This window comes from Methylobacterium oxalidis (genome assembly GCF_007992195.1).
GTDB classification, from domain to species: Bacteria; Pseudomonadota; Alphaproteobacteria; order Rhizobiales; family Beijerinckiaceae; genus Methylobacterium; species Methylobacterium oxalidis.
Genome location: NZ_BJZU01000255.1, coordinates 1 through 2,236, shown reverse-complemented (window position 1 = coordinate 2,236; position 2,236 = coordinate 1). Strand labels below are relative to the sequence as shown.

Sequence of the window (2,236 nt, the reverse complement as noted above, 5' to 3'; positions counted from 1 at the left end):
ACGGCAAGGTGCGGCTTGAATGGAATTTTCCGTTGAAAGCCGGACGGCCTGCCGGAAGATCCTGCTGACCCGGCCTATCGCACAGGGGCGGATGCTCGCAGGCGAGCTCATGGAGCTCGGATGGGATCCCGTCGTCGCGCCGATGTCGGAGATCCGGCCGGTCGCGTGGAGACAGGAGGTGCTGGCTGGCGTTCAGGCTGTTCTTCTCACCTCCGCCAACGGTGGCGTGCAGCTCGCGCGGACAGACGGCATCGATCGGATGCTCGACGTGTACTGCGTCGGCAGAGCCACGGCCGCCCCGCTTCTGGAGGCCGGCTTCCCCAGGGTACGGTGGGCCCGGGGAACTGCTTTCGATCTTGCGCGCCTTGTCCGGTCCGAGCTCGGGCCGGGACAGGGACCGCTTGCGTATCTCAGCGGGGACGTCGTCTCGCGGGACCTCGCGCAGCTGCTCGGGCCGTCCGGGTTCCTGGTCAGACGGGAGATCGTCTACGAAACTTGCGAAGCGTCCTCCATCCCCGAGGCGGTTCTCGAAGACATGAACCTCGGGCGCATCGCGGCAGTCCTGCTTCTCTCGGCGAGAACGGCTCGGACGTTCTGCAGGCTCGTCGGGAACGGCGCCGGGAAGGATGCCTGCCGCAGGATCGACGCGATCGCCTTCAGCGGACAGATCGCGGCGGTGCTCGAGCCGTCGATGTTCGGCAGGGTCGAAATCGTGGGTGCGCCGACGCAATCCGGCCTTCGGAAATTTCTTGCGGCATCCGCGCGATCCAGGTGGTCGTCACGAACGGAAAGAAAAAGAACGCGGCCATGAAAGAATTGTCGCTCAGTCAGGACGGATGTTTTCGCTCCCCGAAAGGCAGCGAGCGCTTTCACGTCTTGCCTATGGCGCAATTTCCTTTATATTGACTTTTGCCATGATCTTCTCAGGTCGCCTTTCGAATCTACGCGCCGGCCGCCTCGTCGCAGGCCGCTGAGCCCCCGAGGCTGGCTGAGCTGAACGCTCCGTCGCCCGGGGCCGAAATCTCTCCACCAAATTTCCATGCTTCGACCGCTCGCATGCGTGCGGTCGTCCGAGCGCGCGGAAATATGTCCGGCCGCCGGGCGACCGGTTCTGCGCTCGATGAAAGCTGCTCGGTGCGCGGCGGATCGTCGGCGCGACCAGGGAAGCCAAGTCGTTCCGACCGATCGGAATAGTGGGCGAACGGGCGCCGGCCATTTCTGTATTACAAAAGGTGAGTCAGCGAACACGAGGTTTTTGTGCGTTTTTAGTTCCCAAACGGGAATGCGTAAGCTGCCGGAGCAATCGTCCGGACATGATTGCTGCCAAATATCCCCGCAGTTTCCTTCGGACGTAGGCAGACACGAAGACAAACAGCTGCTGATGAATTGGCATCCGGACGGCCATTTGTTCAGAAAAGTCGAACTGAGGCGCATCATCATCGAAATGATCGGCTGAGATCTTCATCTCGCCGTCGATCTCGAGTCAGGGGTTGTTTCCATGAGAATTCTCGTTGCCACGGACTTCGCCACGAATTCCCAGAGGGCGGTGCGGCGCGCCGGGATCCTGGCACGTGCAGACTGCAAGGAAATGCTTCTGATGCATGTCGTCGGCGGGACCGGCACGGGACGCGTCGCCATGGACCTCCGCGAAGCTCATCGGACGCTCGCCGAGCAGATCGGAGTCGTCCCGGAACTGGCCGGCGCCGCCTGCGAGCCGCTCGTCATCGGAGGCGATCCCTCCCTCTCCATCCTCGAGGCCGCGGAGGCTTGGGAGGTCGATCTGATCGTCGTCGGTGCTCCGCGCGGCGTGCGTCCGGGTTACGGCGGGACCGTCAGAAGCCTGGTCCGTTCGAGCGCCTGCCCCGTCCTCGTGGTGAAGCAGGCGGCGTCGCAGCGGTATGCGAATGTGCTCGCACCCGTCACGCTGTCCGATTCGTCCGCGCGAGCCTTGAGGTGCATGTCCTCACTGAAAATCGCCCACGGCGGGAGGATCACGATCGTACACGCATTCGAAGCTCTGTCGAAAGGCAGGATGCACACGGTCGGCATCAGCCGGGAGCACATCGAGAGCTACGTCGACGGCTGGCGGAAATGGGCCGAGGACGAAGTCGACGGCTTCCTGAAGTTGTACGGCTTCGCCGACCGTCAATGGTCGCGGCGCGTGGTGGAAGGATCTCCGCGCGGCGTGATCTCCCATGTCGCCAAGCAGGTCCTTCCCGACCTTCTCGTCCTAGGG

3 protein-coding genes are annotated in these 2,236 nt (G+C 63.2%); 2 read left to right on the top strand and 1 reads right to left on the bottom strand.

The genetic code is table 11. From position 1 onward, the window contains the following. Positions 1 to 19: 19 nt before the first annotated feature. On the top strand, positions 20 to 811 hold the full coding sequence (locus MOX02_RS30290; RefSeq protein ID WP_147029460.1) for a uroporphyrinogen-III synthase: 792 nt from the start codon (positions 20 to 22) through the stop codon (positions 809 to 811). Between the two features lie 426 nt (positions 812 to 1,237). Here the strand turns inward: MOX02_RS30290 and MOX02_RS30285 are convergent, their stop codons facing one another. Further along, on the bottom strand, positions 1,238 to 1,465 hold the full coding sequence (locus MOX02_RS30285; RefSeq protein WP_147029459.1) for a hypothetical protein: 228 nt from the start codon (positions 1,463 to 1,465) through the stop codon (positions 1,238 to 1,240). A gap of 33 nt (positions 1,466 to 1,498) precedes the next feature. On the opposite strand from MOX02_RS30285, the gene MOX02_RS30280 reads away from it, so the two are divergent. Then, positions 1,499 to 2,236 (top strand): universal stress protein (locus MOX02_RS30280; protein ID WP_147029458.1); only part of this gene is annotated, 738 nt, incomplete at its 3' end.

Excerpts from the sequence above, each read along its gene's own strand:
- MOX02_RS30290 (WP_147029460.1), top strand. The coding sequence starts at position 20 with ATGGAATTTTCCGTTGAAAGCCGGACGGCCTGCCGGAAGATCCTGCTG.
- MOX02_RS30285 (WP_147029459.1), bottom strand. The coding sequence starts at position 1,465 with ATGAAGATCTCAGCCGATCATTTCGATGATGATGCGCCTCAGTTCGAC.